This window comes from Pseudomonas sp. F8002, from assembly GCF_013385495.1.
In the GTDB taxonomy this organism is placed as follows: domain Bacteria; phylum Pseudomonadota; class Gammaproteobacteria; order Pseudomonadales; family Pseudomonadaceae; genus Aquipseudomonas.
Map to the genome: position 1 here is coordinate 214,611 of NZ_JACAPW010000017.1, position 21,912 is coordinate 236,522.

The 21,912-nt window shown below is 61.4% G+C and carries 20 protein-coding genes; 8 read left to right on the forward strand and 12 right to left on the reverse strand.

The window, feature by feature from the left end; all coding sequences use genetic code 11:
• Nucleotides 1–55: 55 nt before the first annotated feature.
• The gene (locus tag HX811_RS15550; RefSeq protein WP_177046462.1) at nucleotides 56–256 is read right to left on the reverse strand and encodes a hypothetical protein; all 201 of its coding nucleotides are present in this window, start codon (nucleotides 254–256) and stop codon (nucleotides 56–58) included.
• 301 nt (nucleotides 257–557) lie between these two features.
• On the opposite strand from HX811_RS15550, the gene HX811_RS15555 reads away from it, so the two are divergent.
• Complete coding sequence (locus HX811_RS15555; protein ID WP_003209570.1) at nucleotides 558–842, forward strand: DUF3509 domain-containing protein; 285 nt, start codon at nucleotides 558–560, stop codon at nucleotides 840–842.
• A gap of 171 nt (nucleotides 843–1,013) precedes the next feature.
• Here the strand turns inward: HX811_RS15555 and HX811_RS15560 are convergent, their stop codons facing one another.
• The gene (locus HX811_RS15560) at nucleotides 1,014–1,892 is read right to left on the reverse strand and encodes a TIGR02285 family protein (RefSeq protein WP_102368200.1); all 879 of its coding nucleotides are present in this window, start codon (nucleotides 1,890–1,892) and stop codon (nucleotides 1,014–1,016) included.
• Entirely contained in the window at nucleotides 1,892–3,091 is a 1,200-nt protein-coding gene (locus HX811_RS15565; RefSeq protein WP_177046463.1) for a CaiB/BaiF CoA-transferase family protein, read from the reverse strand. The genes HX811_RS15560 and HX811_RS15565 overlap by 1 nt, the downstream gene beginning before the upstream one ends.
• 145 nt (nucleotides 3,092–3,236) lie before the next feature.
• Here HX811_RS15565 and HX811_RS15570 point away from each other — a divergent pair, with 145 nt between their 5' ends.
• The 6 genes from HX811_RS15570 (at nucleotide 3,237) to HX811_RS15595 (ending at nucleotide 8,529) form a co-directional block, all read left to right on the forward strand.
• The gene (locus HX811_RS15570) at nucleotides 3,237–3,779 is read left to right on the forward strand and encodes a YaeQ family protein (RefSeq protein WP_003209567.1); all 543 of its coding nucleotides are present in this window, start codon (nucleotides 3,237–3,239) and stop codon (nucleotides 3,777–3,779) included.
• Between the two features lie 186 nt (nucleotides 3,780–3,965).
• Nucleotides 3,966–5,675: a single-stranded-DNA-specific exonuclease RecJ gene (recJ, locus tag HX811_RS15575; protein ID WP_008438230.1), complete on the forward strand. Its 1,710-nt coding sequence runs from the start codon at nucleotides 3,966–3,968 to the stop codon at nucleotides 5,673–5,675.
• A gap of 151 nt (nucleotides 5,676–5,826) precedes the next feature.
• A complete protein-coding gene (locus HX811_RS15580) occupies nucleotides 5,827–6,933 on the forward strand; it encodes an NADH:flavin oxidoreductase/NADH oxidase (protein WP_177046464.1) in 1,107 nt (368 codons plus the stop codon).
• Between the two features lie 192 nt (nucleotides 6,934–7,125).
• Nucleotides 7,126–7,626, forward strand: a complete 501-nt coding sequence (locus HX811_RS15585) for an ATP-binding protein (RefSeq protein WP_177046465.1) — start codon at nucleotides 7,126–7,128, stop codon at nucleotides 7,624–7,626.
• Nucleotides 7,610–8,146: a GNAT family N-acetyltransferase gene (locus HX811_RS15590; RefSeq protein WP_177046466.1), complete on the forward strand. Its 537-nt coding sequence runs from the start codon at nucleotides 7,610–7,612 to the stop codon at nucleotides 8,144–8,146. The genes HX811_RS15585 and HX811_RS15590 overlap by 17 nt, the downstream gene beginning before the upstream one ends.
• 197 nt (nucleotides 8,147–8,343) lie before the next feature.
• The gene (locus tag HX811_RS15595) at nucleotides 8,344–8,529 is read left to right on the forward strand and encodes a hypothetical protein (RefSeq protein WP_003209560.1); all 186 of its coding nucleotides are present in this window, start codon (nucleotides 8,344–8,346) and stop codon (nucleotides 8,527–8,529) included.
• A 45-nt stretch (nucleotides 8,530–8,574) separates the two neighbouring features.
• On the opposite strand, the gene HX811_RS15600 is transcribed toward HX811_RS15595, so the two are convergent.
• From HX811_RS15600 to HX811_RS15640, 9 genes are all read right to left on the reverse strand, one after another.
• On the reverse strand, nucleotides 8,575–10,200 hold the full coding sequence (locus tag HX811_RS15600; protein WP_023659126.1) for a glucan biosynthesis protein D: 1,626 nt from the start codon (nucleotides 10,198–10,200) through the stop codon (nucleotides 8,575–8,577).
• 357 nt (nucleotides 10,201–10,557) lie between these two features.
• Nucleotides 10,558–12,420, reverse strand: a complete 1,863-nt coding sequence (locus HX811_RS15605; protein ID WP_134325817.1) for an NAD(P)/FAD-dependent oxidoreductase — start codon at nucleotides 12,418–12,420, stop codon at nucleotides 10,558–10,560.
• 174 nt (nucleotides 12,421–12,594) lie between these two features.
• On the reverse strand, nucleotides 12,595–14,019 hold the full coding sequence (locus HX811_RS15610; RefSeq protein WP_003209554.1) for a gamma-aminobutyraldehyde dehydrogenase: 1,425 nt from the start codon (nucleotides 14,017–14,019) through the stop codon (nucleotides 12,595–12,597).
• 178 nt (nucleotides 14,020–14,197) lie between these two features.
• Nucleotides 14,198–15,007, reverse strand: a complete 810-nt coding sequence (locus HX811_RS15615) for an ABC transporter permease (protein WP_003209553.1) — start codon at nucleotides 15,005–15,007, stop codon at nucleotides 14,198–14,200.
• Nucleotides 14,997–15,926: an ABC transporter permease gene (locus tag HX811_RS15620; RefSeq protein WP_177046467.1), complete on the reverse strand. Its 930-nt coding sequence runs from the start codon at nucleotides 15,924–15,926 to the stop codon at nucleotides 14,997–14,999. The genes HX811_RS15615 and HX811_RS15620 overlap by 11 nt, the downstream gene beginning before the upstream one ends.
• A 1-nt stretch (nucleotide 15,927) precedes the next feature.
• The gene (locus HX811_RS15625) at nucleotides 15,928–16,962 is read right to left on the reverse strand and encodes an ABC transporter ATP-binding protein (protein ID WP_003209551.1); all 1,035 of its coding nucleotides are present in this window, start codon (nucleotides 16,960–16,962) and stop codon (nucleotides 15,928–15,930) included.
• 180 nt (nucleotides 16,963–17,142) lie between these two features.
• Complete coding sequence (gene ydcS, locus HX811_RS15630) at nucleotides 17,143–18,294, reverse strand: putative ABC transporter substrate-binding protein YdcS (RefSeq protein WP_177046469.1); 1,152 nt, start codon at nucleotides 18,292–18,294, stop codon at nucleotides 17,143–17,145.
• A gap of 72 nt (nucleotides 18,295–18,366) precedes the next feature.
• The gene (locus tag HX811_RS15635) at nucleotides 18,367–19,824 is read right to left on the reverse strand and encodes a gamma-aminobutyraldehyde dehydrogenase (protein WP_003209549.1); all 1,458 of its coding nucleotides are present in this window, start codon (nucleotides 19,822–19,824) and stop codon (nucleotides 18,367–18,369) included.
• A gap of 133 nt (nucleotides 19,825–19,957) precedes the next feature.
• Nucleotides 19,958–20,869, reverse strand: a complete 912-nt coding sequence (locus tag HX811_RS15640; protein WP_003209548.1) for a LysR family transcriptional regulator — start codon at nucleotides 20,867–20,869, stop codon at nucleotides 19,958–19,960.
• Between the two features lie 168 nt (nucleotides 20,870–21,037).
• Between HX811_RS15640 and HX811_RS15645 the strand changes: the two genes are divergently transcribed.
• Nucleotides 21,038–21,751: a tellurite resistance TerB family protein gene (locus HX811_RS15645; RefSeq protein ID WP_177008139.1), complete on the forward strand. Its 714-nt coding sequence runs from the start codon at nucleotides 21,038–21,040 to the stop codon at nucleotides 21,749–21,751.
• The last annotated feature ends 161 nt before the right edge of the window (nucleotides 21,752–21,912 follow it).

Consider the following 21,912-nt stretch of genomic DNA (forward strand, 5'->3'; position numbering starts at 1 on the left):
CGTCCGTGGGGCAGCGGCGTTTTTCGTTTCTGGCAGGCCCGGTCTGGGCGATCGTTTATGCGAGCAATTTGTGCGCCAGGGCCATTATGGTGCCGATAGCCGTAAACATGCCCAGGACGATGCCCATGGGGTACCAGAAATTCTCACGGGTTATCTTGTGAGCTTCAGCGTTGAGTTTGCGCTGCTCTGCATAGATGCGTGATATATCGGCGTGAATCTTTTCCAGTGCAGCCTGCTCTTGGTTGTGTTCCAGCATCGTCTTTATCCTCCGAATCAGGGGCCTTTTGATATGCGCTTTGGTCTGCATGGCAGCATGATCAGCACTCACCGAGTATAGGATTCACCCTCGGCATCAGCGCCAAAACGGCAACTCATTGAGTAAGCAGTTATGTGCTGCCGTTTTTTGCTTGTCATGTTGCAAGCGCATGCTGGACACGTCATCCCCGGCAGCCCTTGAAAGACGAAAAAGCGAACTTTCCTACGACGCAAATAGTCACTTAGGATAGATGCAGCTCCCGTTTACACGATTGTTTCCGAACTATTGAGTGGTGATCGAGATGGAAAGTATCAGCCTATTGCTCGGTGAAGCACTGAGCCCTTATCAGGTCACGCTGACCACCTCGGGTGTGCAGGGCGAATGCCTGGTGACCGTAAAGAATCCGGCCGGTGCCATCGTGGTCGAACGAGAAGTCGACCAGGCACAATTGACCGACAAGCGTGCATTGGTGGATGTGGTGGACTGTTTGCACCGCGACTTGATGATTGCCGAAGGACGCCTGGAACCCTCGGTCATGGCGGCCCTGCGCAATGCGGCCCTGACTCGGCCGATTGCCTGCGCATGAAGATTTATTTTTGTTGGGAACCTTCCTACGGCAAGGTGAGTCAGATTTTGTAACAGCGAGATCAAGCATTGTGCTCCGGTGCTTGTGGCTCGTTGTTACTGGTCTTTTAAGGCCCTTATTAACCCCGAGTTGTCTCCCCACTGCTCGGGGTTTCTTTTTGCCTGCGATTTGTCATGGGCTCGGGGCATCCTGGAAAAACGTCGGGTGGTCTTGCAGGTATTGCTCACGCATGACCGGGTCGAGCCATGAGGCGTAGGACTGTCGCAGTTGCTCCTGCGGGATCTCGCGCAGCACCTGATTGATCCGCTCGATAGCCGTGCGGCCTGAGGCGTTATCCGTGCAGGCAATCCGGGTCAGTTGATAGGGCGGGGTGCCTTTGATGGGGTAGAAGATCAGCTCCTGTGGATCAATGCCTTGTTGCAGCGCCTGGTAGCGCACTTCTGTCCAGTAACCCAGCACCGCTTCCAGCCGCCCCTTTCGTTGCATCTGCAGCAGGCTGCCGAGGGCGTCATTGCCGTAATGCGGCGCCAGTTTGTGAGCACTGGTGTGCTTCAGCGCTTCATCAATGATGGGGCCGTAGCTGCGTTCGGCGATGATGCCAAGGCGCGCATCCCGGGCATTCAGGAACGCCTCCAGGTCAAACAGGCCATCCACAACAAACGGCGCCAGCAGCGCCCGCTGACCCTGGCGGATCGTCACCCCGTTGCTCACGGCCGCGAAGGCCTGGGCGGAAAACACGATGGTTTTAGCGCGCTCCGCCGTCCACAGCAGGGACGGGTCGCAGGTAAGCGTGCCGGGGTCGCGGAGCATCTGCATGCCGCGCGCGCGGTTCACGTGGAGGATCTGATGTCGATACTCCGGCATGTGTTCGGCGAGTATCGGCAGCAGTTGGTCGAGGGCGCCCTGGCCTTTTTGCGGGCCTTCGAAAATTGTCACTGGCGGCAGGTCACGCAACAGCCAGATCAAGGTTTCCTGGGCCTGGCTCGACAGTGGCCAAGTCCCGAGCAGTGAACCCAGGAGGCAGAGTCGAATGATGAAGCGCCGGCCCATCAGATCGCGCCGTTCTCACGCAGGCGGGCAACGGCGGCCGCGTCGTAGCCCAATTCAGCGAGCACCACGCTGTTGTGCTCGCCCAACTGCGGTCCTACCCACTCACAGCTGCCCGGTGTGTCCGACAGTTTGGGCACGATGCCGGGCATCTTGAAGTCCTTGCCGCCCGGGAGCTGCGCCTTGAGGAACATCTCGCGGGCGAGAAATTGCGGGTCTCCCAGCATGTCTTCCGCGCTATAGATACGGCTGGCGGGCACTTCGGCCTTGTTCAGCTGTTCCACCACTTGCTCAAGCGGCAGCGAGTTGACCCAGCGATCAATCACCCCGTACAACTCATCGCGCCGGCTGTCGCGGCCATCGTTGCTGGCCAGTGCCGGGTCGTTGGCCAGGTCGTCGCGACCAATGGCCGACATGAAGCGCTTGAAGATCGCGTCGCCATTGGCGCCGATCTGCACATGCTTGCCATCTTTGCTGGTGTGGATCGAGGAGGGCGTGATGCCGGGCATGATGTTGCCGGTGCGCTCGCGGATAAAGCCGAACACGTCGAACTCCGGGATCATGCTCTCCATCATCGCGAAGATCGCCTCATACAGCGCCACATCCACCACCTGGCCGAGCCCGCCATTCACTTCACGATGACGCAGGGCCATCAGCGCCCCGATCACGGCCCACAACGCCGCGATCGAGTCCCCGATGGAAATCCCGGTGCGCACCGGCGGGCGGTCCTCGAAACCGGTGATGTAACGCAGGCCCCCCATGGATTCGCCCACCGCGCCAAACCCAGGCTGGTCCTTCATCGGCCCGGTCTGGCCAAAGCCCGAGAGGCGCACCATCACCAGTTTCGGGTTCAGGGCGTGCAAGGTTTCCCAGCTCAGGCCGAGCTTTTCCAGCACGCCAGGGCGAAAGTTCTCAATCAAAATGTCGGCATCCACCAACAGTTGCTTGAGGATCGCCAGGCCGTCCGGGTGTTTCAGGTTCAGGGTCAGGGATTTCTTGTTGCGCGCCTGCACAAACCACCACAGCGAGGTGCCTTCATACAGCTTGCGCCACTTGCGCAGCGGGTCGCCGCCATCCGGGGATTCGACCTTGATCACCTCGGCGCCGAACTCGGCGCAGATGCGCGATGCAAACGGGCCGGCGATCAAGGTGCCGAGTTCGATGACTTTCAGGCCGGCAAGTGGTTTGGCGGTAAACGACATGAGGAACCTTTCGGGCAGGGCAGGGATGTGAGCCTTTTAACATAGGCGAGTGGCGCAGTGATAAGGATGATGCAGCGCAGGATTCGTTGAATCAGCTCACCATCGGTTAGACTTGCCGCCTTTCCCTGTCTCTAGAAGTCCGTTCATGGCCCAGCCGTCCACGACCTACAAGTTTGAACTCAACCTCACCGACCTTGACCGTTCGGTGTACGAGAGCGTCAAGCAGACCATCGCCCGCCACCCTTCGGAAACCGAAGAGCGCATGACCGTGCGTTTGCTGGCCTACGCGCTTTTCTACAACGAGCAGCTGTCTTTCGGTCGTGGCCTGTCAGATGTAGACGAACCAGCGCTGTGGGAAAAAAGCCTGGATGATCGCGTTCTGCACTGGATCGAAGTCGGCCAGCCGGACGCGGACCGCCTGACCTGGTGTTCCCGCCGTACCGAACGCACGACCTTGCTGGCCTATGGCAGCTTGCGCGTCTGGGAAGGCAAAGTAGTGCCAGTGGCGAAAAACCTGAAAAACGTGAGCATCGCCGCCGTACCCCAGGAAATCCTGGAAGTGCTGGCCAAGGACATGCCCCGGGTGATCAAGTGGGACGTGATGATCAGCGAAGGCACGATCTTCGTGACTGACGACCGTGGCCAGCACGAAGTCCAGCTGGAATGGCTGGCTGGCGAGCGCGGCTGAAACGTCGATAACTGATTGGACGCTGGTCGAGTGTGGGAGCTGTCGAGCTTCAGCGAGGCTGCGATGCAGGCGCTGCGGTCTGACAGGTACACCGAGGTGATCCCATCGCAGCCTCGCTGGGGCTCGACAGCTCCTACAAGGGATCACCGCTAATTTTCAACATTAAAGAGAAGCTTCCGTCACCCCATGCGTATTGATCCTCGCCCGTTGCCCGCCGTCCTGCCATTCCTCGGTGAATTGCCGCCGTTGTTGACCCGTCTCTACGCCGCACGCGGGGTGCAATCGGAAGCCGAGCTGGATAAAAGCCTGGCGCGGCTGATCCCGTATCAGCAGCTCAAGGGCATCGATGCCGCGGTGGACTTGCTGGTGACGGCCCTGGAGCAGCGCCAGCGGATCCTGATCGTGGGTGACTTCGACGCCGACGGCGCCACCGCCAGCACCGTGGGCACCCTGGGCCTGCGCTTGTTGGGCGCCGCCCATGTCGACTACCTGGTGCCCAACCGTTTCGAATACGGCTACGGCCTGACCCCGGAAATCGTCGCCGTGGCCCTGCAGCGCCAGCCACAGCTGCTGATCACCGTGGACAACGGTATCTCCAGCGTCGAAGGTGTGGCGGCCGCAAAAGCGGCGGGGCTCAAGGTGCTGGTTACCGACCACCACTTGCCGGGCGACGAACTGCCCGCAGCCGACGCCATCGTCAACCCGAACCAGCCGGGCTGTGAATTCCCCAGCAAGGCCCTGGCGGGTGTGGGCGTGATCTTCTACGTGCTGATGGCCCTGCGTGCGCGCTTGCGCAGCTTGGGTTGGTACGAGAACAAGCCGCAGCCGAATATCGGCGAACTGCTGGACCTGGTGGCCCTGGGCAGTGTGGCCGACGTGGTCCCGCTGGACGCCAACAATCGCATCCTGGTCTACCAGGGCCTGGAACGCATTCGCGCCGGTCGTGCCCGGCCGGGGATCAAGGCGATCCTCGAAGTGGCCAAGCGCGATCACGCCCGCATCACCTCCACCGACCTTGGTTTTATCCTCGGCCCGCGCCTGAACGCCGCCGGTCGCCTGGATGACATGAGCCTGGGCATCGAGTGCCTGCTCACCTCGGATTTCGCCGCCGCCCGGGAAATGGCCGCGCAACTGGACGGCATGAACCAGGACCGCAAGTCCATCGAACAAGGCATGCAGCGCGAGGCCCTGGCCCAGCTCAAGGACTTGCCGGTGGAGTCGATGCCGTATGGCTTGTGCCTGTTCGACCCGGAATGGCACCAGGGCGTGATCGGCATCCTTGCCTCGCGCATGAAAGAGCGTTACTTCCGCCCGACCATCGCCTTTGCCGACGCCGGTGACGGCCTGCTCAAGGGCTCCGGGCGCTCCGTGCCGGGTTTTCATATTCGTGACGCTCTGGCCGTGGTGGCCAGCCAGCACCCAACGCTGATCGCCAAGTACGGCGGCCACGCCATGGCGGCAGGTCTTACCTTGCCCGAGGCCAACTTCCCACTGTTCGCCGAGGCCTTTGACGCCGAAGTGCGTCGGCAACTGCGCGAAGAAGACCTGACGGGCCGGCTGCTGTCCGACGGCACCCTCGCGGTTGAAGAGTTTCACCTGGAACTGGCCCGCGCCCTGCGCAACGCCGGGCCGTGGGGCCAGCATTTCCCAGAGCCGTTGTTTCACGGGGTGTTCCAACTGGTGGAGCAGCGCGTCGTCGGCGAGCGCCATCTGAAGGTGGTGCTCAAGAGCGAGTGTGGATCGGTGAAGCTCGATGGCATTGCTTTCGGCATCGACCGCGAGATCTGGCCCAACCCCACCATTCGCTGGGTAGAACTGGCCTACAAGCTCGACGTGAACGAGTTCCGTGGTCAGGAAACCGTGCAACTGATGATCGCGCATATCGAGCCGCGCTGAACCCTGTGCAATCCTCTGTTGTCGACTAGTCTCTAAGCACTGTGTGATCGGTCTTGTGACCTTGTCTTATTTCAGCCCGCCGGGGACGGGTTTTTCGTCGACCTTTCAAACAGAACCCTGGAGCCTGCCCACTGCATAAAAGAGGTGCCCCATGAGTCTGCTGCTTGAACCCTATACCCTGCGCCAACTGACCCTGCTCAACCGCATCGCCGTTTCGCCGATGTGCCAGTATTCCAGCGTCGATGGTCTGGCCAATGACTGGCACCTGGTGCACCTCGGCAGCCGTGCCGTCGGTGGCGCCGGGCTGATCTTTACCGAAGCCACCGCCGTGACTGCCGATGGCCGCATCACCGCCCAGGACCTGGGCCTGTGGAACGACGAACAGATCGAACCGCTGCAACGCATCACGCGCTTTATCAATGCCCAGGGCGCGGTGGCGGGCATTCAACTGGCCCACGCCGGGCGCAAAGCCAGCACGCACCGGCCATGGATCGGCAAGCACGGCAGCGTCAAGCCGGAAGATGGCGGCTGGGTGCCGGTGGGCCCCTCGTCGATTGCCTTCGATCCGCAGCACACTTCCCCCAAGCAACTCGATGAAGGGCAGATCCAGCAAGTGATCGCTGACTTCGTCGCTGCCGCCAAGCGCGCGTTGACCGCCGGTTTCAAAGTGGCGGAAATCCATGCCGCCCATGGCTACCTGTTGCATCAATTTCTTTCGCCCCTGAGCAACCAGCGCCAGGACCAGTACGGCGGCTCGTTCGAAAACCGCATCCGCCTGGTGCTGCAAGTGACCACGGCGGTGCGTGAGGCCTGGCCGCAAGAGCTGCCGCTGTTTGTACGGGTCTCGGCCACCGATTGGGTTGAGGACGGCTGGAACCCGGATGAAACCGTCGAACTGGCGCGCCGCCTGAAAGACCTGGGCGTCGACCTGATCGACGTCTCCTCGGGTGGCACCGCGGCCAATGCGGAAATTCCTACCGGGCCCGGCTACCAGACCCGCTTTGCCGAGCGTGTGCGCAAAGAGTCGGGAATCGCCACCGGCACCGTGGGCATGATTACCGAGCCCGCCCAGGCCGAGCACATCCTGCGTACCTGTCAGGCCGATATCATTTTCCTCGCCCGTGAACTGTTGCGTGACCCGTACTGGCCACTGCATGCCGATGATGACCTGGGTGGGCGCAAAGCCACTTGGCCGGCCCAGTATCAGCGGGCTACGCATCGCGACCAGCCGATTCATGAGTCGGATTTGCGGGATTAACCTTGCGTAGGAAAACGCCTGAAGCTAATGTCGAAACTATGACTCTATTACTGAACGCCTCGATTATTCCCACCCTCCAGGAGAGGGTGGGCTGACGCGTGCTGGAAAAGCATGAAAAACCCGCCCTTGATCCGGCGGGTTTTTTATTGCCCGCCGATCACCGGCCAAGCCCTGCGACACAAGGAGAAGCTCATGTTGCACCTGATCTGCGGCAAAATCGCAGCCGGTAAATCGACCCTGACCCAACAGTTGTCGCAGGGCTCCCAGGCGATCCTGATCAGTGAGGATGAGTGGCTGTCACGCCTCTATCCCGGACAAATTCACGCCCTGGGCGACTACGTGCGCTGCACCGGCCACCTGCGTGATGCGTTGACGGCGCATATCATCGCGTTGCTCAAGGCCGGCGTCTCGGTGGTGCTGGATTTTCCCGCCAACACCCTGTCCAGTCGCCGCTGGATGCGCTCACTGTTCGAAGGCGCAGGCGCTGACCACCAATTGCATTACCTGGACGTATCGGACGAGGTCTGCAAGGCACGCCTGCGTGCGCGCAACGCGGCGGGTACCCACGCGTTCGAAACCAGTGACGCCCAGTTCGACTTGATCACCGGCTATTTCGAAGCACCGACACCTGCGGAAGGCTTCAACCTTGTTCACCATCAACCCTTGGAAGCACAGCATGTTGATCAAGCGTGACCTGACCGAAAAGGACCTGCCGTTGCTGGCGCTGATTGACCGTACCGAACGGATCGAGGCGTGCTATCGCGTGGAGCACGGGGGGTTGCTGCTGTACCCCGAGCACCACGACATGCGCGGCTGGCCCGAAGGCGAAGCCGAGCAGGATGCCGTGGCCTTGCAGGCGTGCCTGAAGCGCGGCGGGTGGCTGCACGGTGTGTTTGACGATGCAAAGCTGCTGGCGGCCGTGGTAGTGGACAACCGGGTTATCCTCAACCAGGGCCTGCGTATGCGCCAGCTCAAATTCCTGCATGTGAGCCATGGGGCCCGTGGCCTGGGCCTGGGTGGCCAGCTGTTTGCCTTGGCCTGTGAACACGCCCGCGCAGCCGGGGCCGAGGCGTTGTACGTATCGGCCACGGAATCGCGCAATACGGTGGAGTTCTATCTGCGGCTCGGCTGCCGGTTGCTCAAGCAGCCGGATCCCGAGCTGTTTCAACAGGAGCCGCACGACATCCACCTGTACCGGCCGCTTGTGGGATAACGCTGTAGGTCATTGCCCTGCAAGCGTTTTTTTAAGTGATTACTCTAAAAAAGTCCCACGCCCTGCAAGATAGTTTCTACGCTTAAGGTAAGCATGATTTCTGGCCCAGGAAATCAGCTTGTTGATCCTCGCAGGTCGCATCGCGGGATGGGGTTATGGGCAACCAGGAGCAGTTGATTGATACGAGGAGACAGTCCATGGCCAAGTCTTATGGTGTAGCGGGGGTGTTGTCGTCTTTTCTGGCCCGCAGGATGTCGCTGCGCAGTCGGCGCCTGAGTTCGGACGAAGAGCAATTGCTGGAACAGTACCGCGCCCTGACCGAGAGTGATCAGGTGGCGATGCGGTACTTGATTGGGGCGATGAAGAGTATTTCGCGGTTCTGAAGATCCCGAAGGGGCGTTCCCACGCGAGCGTGGGAACGTTCGGTATCAGGTGTACTTGCGCTTGTCTGGTGCAGGTGGGAAGTATTGGTACAGCCAGGTTTCGCTCAAGGTGCGGTCCTGGGTGCGGATGAACAGCCGCAGTTCAACCGGCTCGACGCTGTCGCTGGTCGGGTACCAGTCAAACAGAATTCGATAGCCCTTGATGGCATCCAGTACCAACACGCTGAAGTCTTTGACCTCACCATGGGAGCAGGTCACCACCGGCTCGATCCCGGTGCCTTCAGGCAAACGATCCAGCCCGCCGCCGTTGAAGTCCACGGCAAAGCGCCGCGCCCAGACTTCGGGGTAGTGCTCGCCCGGCGCCCAACCTTCGGTGAAACCGCCCATGCCCGAACGGGTGGCATTGACCTGCGCCAGTGGCGTGCTGACCGGCGGCAGGGCGCTCCAGTAGAGCTTGTAGCCGTAATTCAGGGATTCGCCGGCAGCGACGGGCTTCTTCGGGGTCCAGAAGGCCACGATGTTGTCCAGGGTCTCGCCGGTTGTAGGAATTTCCAGCAGATCGATAGAGCCTTCGCCCCACGCGGTTGTAGGTTCTACCCACAGGCTTGGGCGTTTGCTGTACCAGTCCACCGTGTCCTGATAGCTGGCGAACTCATGATCGGTCTGCACCAGGCCGAAGCCTTTCGGGTCGGTGTCGGCAAACGCGTTGAATTGCAGGGTAGCCGGGTTGTTCAGCGGGCGGCAGATCCACTCGCCATTGCCGCGCCACATGGCCAGGCGATCCGAGTCGTGGATTTGCGGGTGAATGGTGTCGCACATCCGCCGCTCAACGGTGCCGCAGCTGAACATGCTGGTCATCGGTGCGATGCCCAGTTGCTCGATGGCGGTACGCGCATTGATATGGGCGTCGATGGCCATTACCACCTGGTTGGCCTGGCAGTCGATATCGAAGCGATAGGCACCAGTGGCGCTCGGCGAATCCAGCAGGGCGTAGACCACGAAGCGGGTGCTGTCCTTGTTCGGGGTTTCGAACCAGAACTTGGTGAAGTCCGGGAATTCCTCGCGCTTTTTCGCGTAGGTGTCGATGGCCAGGCCGCGTGCGGAAAGGCCGTACTGGCCGGTGGAATCCACCGCACGGAAGTAGCTGGCGCCGAGGAAGGACAGCACGTCGTGGCGGTCCAGTTCCGGGGCCTTGAACAGCTTGAAGCCGGAGAAACCCAGGTCGCCGGTCAACTGCTTGGTGTCTACCGTGGTTTTTTCATAGTTGAACAGCGAAGGGCGGAAGTGCACCTCGCGGGCCTGGCGGGTTTTCGGGTCGACGCTGTACATGCGCACCGGCGTCTTGAAGCCCATGCCGACGTGGAAGAACTGCACGTCCAGTTGGCCGTTCAATTCTTTCCACAGCGAATGCTTGCCGTCGTAGCCGATGGCGTTGAAATTCTGCGGGGTCATGGTCGCCAGGGTCGGCGGCAATACCTGCTTGGTGTCCTGGTAGCGATTGCTTGCCAACTGCTTGGCCTGGATCTTCAGGGCCTCGAAATCGAAGGCCTGGGCCTCGCCATCAGCGGCGCGGTTGCCCGCCCAGGCCTGGGCGGCCAGCAGGCCACTGGCCGACAGACCGGTGTAAGCCGCGATGGCCATGGACGCTTTGAGCAAATTCCTGCGGTGCATAAATACAACCTGTCGTGAACAATCCCGCGCCGTTCCTGGCACGTGCTGGATCAAGGAAAACGGTTCGGACATGCCTTCGGCCAAACGCAACGGACATTAAACAGATACCAAATAGCTTAAGCGGTTCGGTGCGCAAGGAAAAATGATTGATGGCGGGTTGATGGCGCTGCATATGAAACAAGACGTTTCTGTGGAAACCGTGTGGTGAGGGAGCTTGCTCCCGTTGGGTCGCGAAGCGACCCCAGTTCAGACGATCGAGATCCTTCAGGGATATCTCGATCGCCTGGTTTGGGGCTGCTGCGCAGCCCAGCGGGAGCAAGCTCCCTCGCCACAATAACCTCTTCAGGAACGCCGGGATCAGCCCACTTCGCCTACCGCTCGATATGCCTCATCAATCGCCGCATGGGCATACGCGCTCCACGCGGCATCCGAGTTGGCGATGCTCACATGTCCCACCGGCTGGCGCGCCAGGTCCTTCAGTTTTTCGCTTTCATCGGCATCGTCAAACAAGCTGTTGGAGAAGGTCGCATAGCCGTGTGACCAACGGTTGACAGTGATCGCCAGAATGTCGGTCTGGTGGTTGAAGCCACCCGGGCCGAGCATGCGCTGCAGTTGGTCGCGCAGTTGCGCTTCCAGTTGTTCAAATGTCTGCCCATACAACTTGCCCCGCCCGGCGCGGGCCTGGTCGCGGCCGTTCATGCCGCTGTTGGGGCTGGTGGGCACGTACACCATGTGCAAACCAATCGGCTGCGTCGGGTCGCGCGGGTGCTCGTAGCCGCCCATGCTCACCGGGTAATCCAGCTTGATCCGGCTGTAAGGCTGGGTCGCTGCATAAATCTCGTGCACCCCCAGCTTCTGGAACGACGTCCAGTTGCGCACCACCACTTTGGTGTAGACCAGCGGGTACTTCACGTTCTGGCTCAGGGCCTGGGCTTGTTCTGCCGGCAGATCGCGCAGCAGGTACGGGATCATCATGTTGTAGCAGGCCAGGATGCAGCGTTTGCCGCGTACCTGTGCGAGTTGGCCGCCACGGCTGTAGCCGATGTGCACACCGTCACCGACGTTACGCACACTGACCGCAGTGCTGTTCAAACGCACCCGCACCGGTGTCCTGGGCTGATCAAGCCTGGCGTAGTCAAACGGCGCCAGCACGATGTCATCCATGGTGTGCCCCGGTGCCACTGCCGGAATCAGGCTGCGCACCAGCAAGCGTGCCAGCGAGGCGTTGCCGTCGGGGAAGTGGTAGATGTAGGGTTCTTCCATTTCTGCGGCGGCTTCTTCGCTGATCGGTGCCAGGTTCATTCCGCCGAAGCCAGGGAAACCCACGCTATAGGCATCAGCCGACGCCACCGCGTCGATACTCAAGGCCATGAAGTCGTTGGTGCGGCTTTGGAAGTACTTCACCGCGCCTTCCGAGAGTCCTACGTTCTTGAGCAGGAAATCGCGGTAGCTGGTGGTCGCGAGGTACTCGGCCTTTTCCTCGGCAGTCTTGCCCGGCAGGTAATCCTTGGGCGCGACGTGCAAGGCAATCAGCGCCTGACGGTCGGTTTCCGGCAGCGGGAAATCATTGATGAAGTCGCTGATGGAGCGCGCATGCAACTGGTCCGGGGCGATGTCGTCGGCGACCATCGGCGTCGGGTCGCCGGTCACCAGTTTGTCTTCGCCAAAGTTTTCCTTGTCGAAGAACACCCCGCGGGACAAACCCAGGCCCGGGTAGAACTGGCGGTCGAAGGCGGTCTCGAAGCGCTTGATGTTCACCCCGAGTTTTTTCAACAGCCCGTTTACTTCCTTGCTGTAAAGATGATTCGGTGACTGGAACGCTTCGCTGCCGCCGTAGCCGATGATCAGCCGGCCACCGGCCTGGAACTCATTGCGCTTGGCATGGCCGCCGAAGTCGTCGTGGTTCTCCAGGATCAGGATCTTCGCCTTCGGGTGCTTCTCACGGTAGAACCACGCCGCCGACAAACCGCTCAAGCCACCGCCGACCACCACCAGGTCGTAGTCTTCGGTGATCGGCAGTTTATCGGTGTCGAAGGCCTTCTTTTCCCAGCCCATCTGGTGGGCAACTTCGAATGAGCCGACATGGCTGCCGCGCAAGCCGGTGAGGGCGGGCGGGTAGTAGCGCCCATCGGGAGCGGCCTGGAGGATTTGCAGCGGGGTCATACCGGCGGCAATCGTGATAGCGACGCCGTTGAGGAAGTCGCGGCGGGTGATGTCCATGGGAACCTGCGAATTATTTATTGTTATGAGATCCCTGCAGGAGCCGGCTGTTGTGGCGAGGGAGCTTGCTCCCGCTGGGCTGCGTAGCGGCCCCAAAAATCCTGGGAGCGCTTCGCACTCCAGCGGGAGCAAGCTCCCTCGCCACAGTGAACTCGTTTCGACAGGGGTGGAGGGTCAGTGCTTGAACATCACATGGCGAACCGTGGTGTAGTCCTCCAGGCCGTACATGGACATGTCCTTGCCGTAGCCGGACAGTTTCTGACCGCCATGGGGCATTTCGCTGACCAGCATGAAGTGGGTGTTCACCCAGGTGCAGCCGTACTGCAACCGTGCAGCCAGGCGATGGGCGCGGCCGACATCGGCGGTCCACACGGAAGAGGCCAGGCCGTAGTCCGAATCGTTGGCCCAGGCCAATACCTGGGCCTCGTCGTTGAATTTGGTTACCGACACTACCGGCCCGAACACTTCGCGGCGCACGATTTCATCGTCCTGCTGCGCGTCGGCCAATACGGTCGGCTCAAAGAAGAACCCGTTGCCTTCCACCGCCTTGCCACCCGTGATCAGGCGGATATGGGATTGCGCCACGGCACGCTCCACAAACCCGGCCACACGGTCACGGTGCTGTGCGGTGATCAGCGGGCCCAGCTCGGTGGCCGGGTCATCCTGCAAACCGTATTTGATGCTGGCAACCGCCGCGCCGAGCTTTTCGACGAACGCGTCGTAGATATCGGCCTGTGCATAAATCCGGCACGCAGCGGTGCAATCCTGCCCGGCGTTGTAGAAGCCGAAGGTGCGAATGCCTTCCACCGCCGCGTCGATATCGGCGTCGTTGAAGATGATCACCGGCGCCTTGCCGCCCAGTTCCATGTGCATGCGTTTGACGCTGTCGGCAGTGCTGGAAATGATATTGGCCCCGGTGGCAATCGAACCCGTCAGCGACACCATGCGCACTTTCGGGTGATTCACCAGCGGGCTGCCCACGGTTGGCCCACGGCCAAACACCAGGTTGAGTACACCGGCCGGGAAAATTTCAGCGGCCAGTTCCACCAGGCGCAGCGCGGTCAGCGGGGTTTGTTCCGAAGGCTTGAGCACCACGGTATTACCGGCGGCCAGGGCCGGGGCGATTTTCCAGGCGACCATCATCAGCGGGTAGTTCCACGGCGCGATGGAGGCAATTACGCCCACCGGGTCACGGCGGATCATCGAGGTGTGGCCCGGCAGGTACTCGCCGCCGGCCGAACCGCTCATGCAGCGGCTGGCGCCGGCGAAGAAGCGGAACACATCGGCCACCGCCGGGATCTCGTCGTTCAGCGCGGCGCTGTAGGGTTTGCCGCAGTTGTCCGACTCAAGCTTTGCCAGCTCTGCGCCGTGGGCTTCGATGGCGTCGGCGAGTTTGAGCAGCAGCAGCGAGCGATCCTTCGGTGGCGTTTGCGACCAGCCTTCAAAAGCGCTGTCGGCAGCACGCACCGCGGCGTCGACCTGGGCTTCGCTGGCTTCCTTGATTTCCACCAGTACCCGACCCAACGCCGGGTTGAACACCGGCTGCGCCGGGCCTTCGCCTTCGACCAGATGGCCGTTGATCAGCAGTTTGGTTTGCATGGTTCAGTCCTCTTAAAGCTGCATCGTTTCCCCTGCCGAAACCGGTTCAAGTGTGGGAGCGGGCTTGCTCGCGAATACGGTCTTTCAGTTGATACATCACCTGACTGATACACCGCTTTCGCGAGCAAGCCCGCTCCCACATTTGAACCTCATTCCTTCAGTGGCAATGTGTTGTGAGTTATTTACCGCCACTACCGGCCACGCTTTCGCCGCCGCGGGTCAGGTAATAGGCACCCAGGATCGGGAACATCGTCACGATCATCACCAGCATCGCCACCACGTTGGTCACCGGCACATCCCGTGGCCGGCTCAACTGGTTGAGCAGCCACAGCGGCAAGGTGCGCTCGTGGCCGGCGGTGAAGGTGGTGACGATGATTTCGTCGAACGACAGCGCGAACGCCAGCATGCCGCCGGCCAGCAACGCCGAGCCGAGGTTGGGCATGATGATGTAGCGGAAGGTCTGCCAGCCGTCGGCGCCCAGGTCCATCGAGGCTTCGATCAGGCTGTGGGAAGTGCGGCGCAAACGGGCGATCACGTTGTTGTAGACGATCACCACGCAGAAGGTCGCGTGGCCGACGATGATGGTGAACATCCCCGGCTCAATCCCCAGGGTCTTGAAGGTCGCCAGCAACGCGATACCGGTGATGATCCCCGGCAGTGCAATCGGCAGGATCAGCATCAGCGAGATGCCTTGCTTGCCGAAGAACTCCCGGCGATACAACGCCGCCGAGGCCAGGGTGCCGAGCACCATCGCAATCAGCGTGGCGATGGCCGCGATTTGCAGCGACAGCTTGATCGCTTCCAATACGTCCGGCCGCGAGAAGGCCACGCTGAACCACTTCAGGGTGAAGCCCTGGGGTGGAAAGCTGAACGCCGCCTCTTCGGTGTTGAAGGCGTAGAGGAAGATGATCAGGATCGGGAAGTGCAGGAAAACCAACCCGCCCCAGGCCGCGATTTTTAGACTGAGTGAGGCTTTTTCAGAGTGCATCGAAGGCCCCCAGACGTTTGACGATGGACAGGTAAACCGCGATCAGCACGATCGGCACCAGGGTGAACGCCGCGGCCATGGGCATGTTGCCGATAGCGCCTTGTTGCGCGTACACCATGCCGCCGACGAAGTAACCCGGCGGGCCCACCAATTGCGGCACGATGAAGTCGCCCAGGGTCAGCGAGAACGTAAAGATCGAACCCGCCGCGATCCCCGGCACCGACAGCGGCAGAATCACCTGCATGAAGGTCTGGCGCGGCTTGGCGCCGAGGTCTGCCGAGGCCTGCAGCAACGATGGCGGCAAACGCTCCAGCGAGGCCTGGATCGGCAGAATCATGAACGGCAGCCAGATGTACACAAACACCATGAACCGGCCCAGGTGCGAGGTGCTCAAGGTGCTGCCGCCCACGCCGGGAATGCCCATGATGAATTGCAGCGCCGGCTCCAGACCCAGGTGCTGCACGAACCACTGCGCCACGCCGCCCTTGGCCAGCAGCAGGGTCCAGGCGTAGGCCTTGACGATGTAGCTGGCCCACATCGGCATCATCACCGCGATGTAGAAAAACGCCTTGGTCTTGCCGGTGGTGTAGCGCGCCATGTAGTAGGCGATCGGGAACGCGACGATGGCACTGGCGATGGACACCACCACCGCCATGCTCAAGGTGCGCACGATGATGTCGAAGTTCGACGGCTGGAACAGCACGGCGAAGTTGGCCAGGGTCAGGTCCGGGGTGACCGCCATGGTGAAGTCATCGAACGTATAGAAGCCTTGCCACAGCAAGGTCAGCAGCGACCCCAAATAGATCGCGCCGAACCAGATCAGCGGCGGCACCAGCAGCAGCGACAGGTACAGGTTGGGCTTCTTGTACAGCAGGTTGGAAAACCTGCGCATCGGCGGTTGGGACAGGGCCAGGCTCATGTCACACCTCGCCTGCGATGTCGGTCAACGGCGTCATGGCTTCCCGCGCCCAGCGCGCGGTGATGGACTGGCCGACTTGATGCCCGGCGGTGGTGTCCAGCCATTGGTTGTTGGCCTGGCTGATGTTCAGGGCCTGGCCGTTTTCCAGTTTCAGTTCGTAGCGGGTGGCGCTGCCCTGGTACTGGATGTCATGCAGCAGGCCGCTGACTTCCACCTCGCCGCTGCCCAGCGGGCCTTCGGCGAAACGCACGTGTTCCGGGCGGATCGAGAACGGCTGCGGGTTACCGCTCAAGCGTTGCGCCAATTCGCCGCGAATCACGTTGGAGGTGCCGACGAATTCCGCGACGAAGGTGGTGGCGGGCTTCATGTACAGGTTGCGCGGGGTGTCGACCTGTTCGATGCGGCCCTTGTTGAATACGGCCACACGGTCGGACATCGACAGTGCTTCGGTCTGGTCGTGGGTGACGAAGATGAAGGTGATGCCAAGCTGGCGTTGCAGTTTCTTCAGCTCGCTTTGCATCTGTTCGCGCAGCTTCAGGTCGAGAGCGCCGAGGGGCTCATCCAGCAGCAATACGCGCGGACGATTGACCAGTGCGCGGGCCAGGGCCACACGTTGACGCTGGCCGCCGGAGAGTTGCACCGGCTTGCGGTCGCCGTAACCGCCGAGGGCGACCATGCCGAGCGCTTCTTCGGCGCGGTTGAGGCGTTCGGTCTTGCCCACGCCTTTGACTTTCAGGCCGTAGGCCACGTTGTCCCGCACGTTCATGTGGGGGAACAGTGCGTAATCCTGGAACACAGTGTTCACGTCGCGCTGATACGGCGGCAAGCCGGCGGCTTCCTCACCGTGGATGCGGATGGAGCCGGCACTGGGTTGCTCGAACCCGGCGATCAGGCGCAGGCACGTGGTTTTGCCCGAGCCGGAAGGGCCGAGCATGGAAAAGAACTCGCCGTCCTGGATATCGATGGAAACCCGGTCAACGGCTTTCACTTCGCCGAACTGACGGGAAACGTGGGTGAATTGGACTGCAAGCGTCATGGTGCGGTGCTCCAAAAAGGCGCGTCTTGTAAAAATTAAATCGGAGGTAGAGGTGATCGTTCCCACGCTCTGCGTGGGAATGCAGCGCTGGACGCTCCGCGTCCGCCCTTAAAGTCGTGACGCGGAGCGTCACAGGAGGCATTCCCACGCGGAGCGTGGGAACGATCAACTAGGGAGTGCTTAGCGCCCGCCCATGATCGCGATGTAATCCTGGGTCCAGCGGCTGTACGGCACGAACTTGCCGCCTTCAGCCTGCGGGGTTTTCCAGAAGGAGATCTTCTCGAACTGGTCGAAACCGTTGGTCTTGCAACCCTCGGCGCCCAGCAGTTCGCTTTCCTTGCACGCCGCGGGAACCGCCGGCAACGAACCGAACCACGAGGCCACATCACCCTGGACCTTCGGCTGCAGGGACCAGTCCATCCACTTGTAGGCGCAGTTCGGGTGCTTGGCATCGGTGTGCAGCATGGTGGTATCCGCCCAGCCGGTGGCGCCTTCCTTCGGAATGGTCGAGGCAATTGGCTGTTTCTCGTTCACCAAGCCGTTGACCTGATAGGGCCACGCGCTGGAGGCCACCACGCCTTCGTTCTTGAAGTCGCTCATCTGCACGGTGGTGTCATGCCAGTAGCGGTGGATCAACGGCTGCTGGGCGCGCAACAGGTCGAGCACGGCCTTGTACTGGGTTTCGGTCAGCTCGTACGGGCTCTGGATGCCCAGTTCCGGCTTGGTGGCCTTGAGGTACAGCGCCGCATCGGCGATGTAGATCGGGCCGTCATAGGCCTGCACGCGGCCTTTGTTCGGCTTGCCGTCCGGCAGGTTCTGCGCATCGAACACTACGTTCCAGCTGGTGGGCGCGGTCTTGAACACGTTGGTGTTGTACATCAACACGTTCGGGCCCCACTGGTACGGCGTGCCGTACGTTTGCTGGCCGACCACGTACCACGGCGCATCTTTCAGGCGCGGGTCGATGTTCTTCCAGTTGGGAATCAGCGAGGTGTTGATCGGCTGTACGCGCTTGCCGACGATCAACCGCAGCGAGGCATCGCCGGATGCGGTGACCAGGTCGTAGCCACCCTTGGCCATCAAGCTCACCATCTCGTCGGAGGTGGCGGCGGTCTTGACGTTGACCTTGCAGCCGGTCTCTTTCTCGAAACCGGTGACCCAGTCGTAGTTCTTGTCGCTTTCGCCACGTTCGATATAGCCGGGCCAGGCGACGATATCCAACTGGCCTTCACCGGCACCCACCGCCTTCAGCGGTTCGGCGGCCTGGATGCTGACACTGGCCAGCAGCGCGGTGGTCAGGGCACTGAGCAGAGCGGTCTTGTGCGCAGACATGGGGGTTCCCTCTTCTTTAATTATGGTCGGGGCAGTTTTTGCAGCAGGTGGTGCATGAGCGTAGTTGTTGTTTTAAAGATGCTGGCCGTGGCGCGCCATGATGTGCCGCACCACGCTGTAGTCCTGTAGCGAATCGCTGGACAGATCTTTGCCATACCCCGAGCGCTTCAAGCCGCCGTGGGGCATTTCGCTGACCAGCATGAAATGACTGTTGATCCAGGTGCAGCCGTATTGCAGGCGCGACGCCACTTGCATTGCCTTGTCCAGGTTCTGGGTCCACACGGAGGAGGCCAGGCCGTATTCCGAGTCGTTGGCCCAGTCCACCGCCTGTTCCAGCTCGTCGAAGCGGGTCACGGTGACCACCGGGCCGAACACTTCGCGCTGCACGATTTCATCATTCTGTTTACAACCGGCCAGCAAGGTTGGCTGGTAGAAGAAGCCAGCACCGGAATGCACGGCGGCGCCGGTGATGCGTTCGATATGCGGCTGGCCGAGGGCGCGTTCGACAAAACTGGCGACGCGGTCGCGCTGGCGGGTGCTGATCAGCGGGCCGAGTTCGTTGTCGGCATCGCGCTTGCCGGCAAACCGCAGGCTGCTGACGGCGGCGCCGAGCTCGGCCACCAATTTGTCGTGGATACCGGCCTGGGCGTAGATGCGGCACGCGGCGGTGCAGTCCTGGCCGGCGTTGTAGTAACCGTAGGCGCGCACGCCTTCGACCACGGCTTGCAGGTCGGCGTCGTTGCACACGATCACCGGGGCCTTGCCGCCGAGTTCCAGGTGCGTGCGCTTGAGTGTCTTGGAGGCGGCCTGGAGGATCTTCTGCCCGGTGACGATATCGCCGGTCAACGAGACCATGCGCACCTTCGGGTGGCTGACCAAATGGCTGCCGACCCCTTCGCCGCCGCCACACAGGATGTTGATCACCCCGCGCGGCAACAACTGGCTCAGTACGGGCGCCAGGGCCAGGATCGACAGCGGAGTATGTTCCGACGGCTTGAACACCAGGGTATTACCGGCCGCCAGGGCCGGGGCGATTTTCCAGGCGGCCATCATCAGCGGGTAATTCCACGGCGCAATGGAGGCCACCACGCCGATAGGATCGCGACGCACCATGCTGGTGTAGCCCGGCAGGTATTCACCGCTCAGTTGCCCGGTCTGGCAGCGCACGGCGCCGGCGAAGAAACGGAACACATCGACGGTTGCGCTCAAATCGTCCTGACGTGCCAGGTGCAGCGGCTTGCCGCAATTCAGCGATTCCAGGCGGGCGAGGTAGTCGGCTTGTTTTTCGATTGTCTCGGCGATGCCCAGGAGGATGTTCGAACGCTGCTGGGGCGTGGTCCGCGACCAACCGGCAAAGGCCCGGTGGGCGGCGAGGATTGCGGCTTCGACCTGCTCGGTACTGGCTTCGGCGATATGGGTGAGGATTTCACCGGTGGCCGGGTTGATGATCGGCTCGACAAACCCCTGGCCGGGGACCAGTTCGCCGTCGATCAGCAACGCAGTGAGCAGCGGTGTGGGCGCGCCAGACATTTTTCGCGATCTCTTTTCTTGTGTGGTCATGGCTGTTCTCGTGCGAGGCGCCTGACCTTCTCTTATGGGATGAGCAGAGACTAGAGGTCAGGCGCGAGGTCAACAAATACTAAATACTGAAAGCAGCATTCGATTAAATAGATGGCTTGCGTGGGTGGGGCTGTTCGCGGGCCACCGTCAGGAATGGGTCCACCAGTGCCGGGCGCGCCGTGCCTCGGCGCCAGGCCAGGCCCACGTCGAGGGTCTGGCTGAGGTCGGCAATCGGCCGGGCCTCGATGATGTCGCCTTCCAGGGACCAGGGGCGGTAGGTCATGTCCGGCTGGATCGACACGCCCAGGCCGGCGGCGACCAGGCTTCGCACGGCTTCCGTCGAGGCGGTGCGCAAGGTGACGCGAGGCTGCAGCCCGGCGCCGGTCCACATGCGTTGGGCGTTGTGGCCCATTTCGTCGACGTTCAGCTGAATCAGCGGCTCGCGCGCCACATCCGCCAGGTTGATGCTGTCGTGTTCCAGCAGCGGGTGCTGGGCGGGCAGCCATAAACGGTGGGGCGAGTGGGTGAGCACTTCGGTTTGCAGGGCGTGGCGGTCTTCGAGGTTGGAGAGGATCAGCACGCCGACGTCGATTTCACCGCTGACCAGCAGGTGTTCGATGTAGGGGCGTTCGTCCTCCATCACGCGGATTTCGACATTGGGGTAGGCGCGCTGGAAGCGGGTAAGCAAGTCCGCCAGGTAGTAGCCGGCGACCAGGCTGGTCACGCCGATGATCAACTGCCCGGCCACCTGGTCGGTGCTCTGTTGCAGGCTGCGCTTGGCGTTGTCGACGGTGGCGAGGATGAGGTGCGCCTGGCGCAGGAACTGGTGGCCCTGGTGGGTCAGGGTCATGCCCTTGGCGTGGCGGTTGAACAGGTTGACGCCGATTTCCTGTTCCAGTTGCTGGATCGCCAGGGTCAGGGTGGACTGGGAGATGAAGGCGGTCTGGGCAGCGGCGGAGATCGAGCCGGTCTCGGCCACGGCGATGAAGTGACGGATCTGACGCAAGGTCATCATGCTGGAATTACCAGTGGGGTGTTTTTATAGATTTGTTCGAGTGTATATCGTTTTAATTGAGGGGTAAGCGCGTTACATCTGGAAGCACTCTAGATCGGGGGTTTTTGGCACTTAGTTTTACGCTGGGGGCCTATTGGTCCTGTGAACTTGAGTTTCTGGAGGTTGTGAATGAATACCCGTGGATTGCTCGATCAACTGCTCAAATCCGGCCAGGACATGTTGCAGAACAAGGCTGGCGGGCAGCGCAAGTCAGATGACAAGGGTGCCCTTGGCGGACTGCTGGGTGGCGGCGGGTTGGGTAGCTTGCTTGGCGGTGCCGGTGGTGGGGCCCTCGCGGCCGGCGCCATGGGCCTGTTGCTGGGCAACAAGAAAGCCCGCAAGTTTGGCGGCAAGGCGCTGACCTATGGCGGGTTGGCTGCTTTGGGGGTGATTGCCTACAAGGCCTACGGTAATTGGCAGGCGCAGCAGGCGAGTGCGCCTCAAGGGGAGCCGCAGACCATTGATCGGCTGCCACCGGCCCAGGTCGAGCAGCACAGCCAGGGGATTTTGAAGGCGCTGGTGGCTGCGGCCAAGGCTGACGGGCATGTGGATGAGCGTGAGCGGGCGTTGATCGAAGGGGAGTTTGTGAAGCTGGATAACGATCGTGAGTTGCAGCAGTGGTTACATGCCGAGCTGAACAAGCCGCTGGATCCGGCAGATGTGGCTCGGGCTGCCAGTACTCCGGAATTGGCCGCCGAGATGTATATCGCCAGTGTGATGTTGGTGGATGAGGAGAACTTCATGGAGAAGGCTTACCTCGATGAGTTGGCGCGGCAGCTTAAGTTGGAGCCTGGGTTGAAGGCTGAACTGGAGAAGCAGGTGCGGCAGGCTGTGGTGGTTTGATTGTGTACATATCCGTTTCTGCGGTAACGGCTACTTATGGTAAAAGCAAAGACCAGAACGAAAGCAGAGCTGCTTTTTTGTAGGAGCTGGCTTGCCGGCGATGCAGACACCTCGGTCTTCCAGACACACCGAGGTGATGCTATCGCCGGCAAGCCAGCTCC